This window comes from Brevibacillus sp. SIMBA_040 (assembly GCF_046535075.1).
In the GTDB taxonomy this organism is placed as follows: domain Bacteria; phylum Bacillota; class Bacilli; order Brevibacillales; family Brevibacillaceae; genus Brevibacillus.
The window spans coordinates 1-264 of record NZ_JAWRXI010000234.1 but is presented as its reverse complement, the minus strand read 5'-3'; the positions used below and the strand labels follow the sequence as shown (position 1 = coordinate 264).

The 264-nt window shown below is 26.5% G+C and carries 1 protein-coding gene; it reads right to left on the bottom strand.

Annotation, left to right across the window (positions count from 1 at the left end):
- A partial coding sequence (locus SB752_RS32670; RefSeq protein WP_410719541.1) for a hypothetical protein occupies nucleotides 1-264 on the bottom strand: 264 nt, incomplete at both ends.

Here is a 264-nt window from a genome sequence, read left to right as displayed (position 1 = left end):
ATGCTTCTGGAATTTTAGGTTGAAAATACGAGGTGAAAATATAATTACCATCAATTATAAAAAAATTATACATTTCCGGTTTCTCATTATTTTTTATTGCAAAATTTGCCTGTATTATTTTTGCTTCCTTAGGTTTGATTTTTGCCGTATTAATAAAATTTTCCGCCTCTTTAGTATGATAAAGAATTACTTTATGATTGTCTAGAAATTCTTGCTTCTTACCTTTACAACCTATTAAAAATAAATATGCCACAATGATGCATA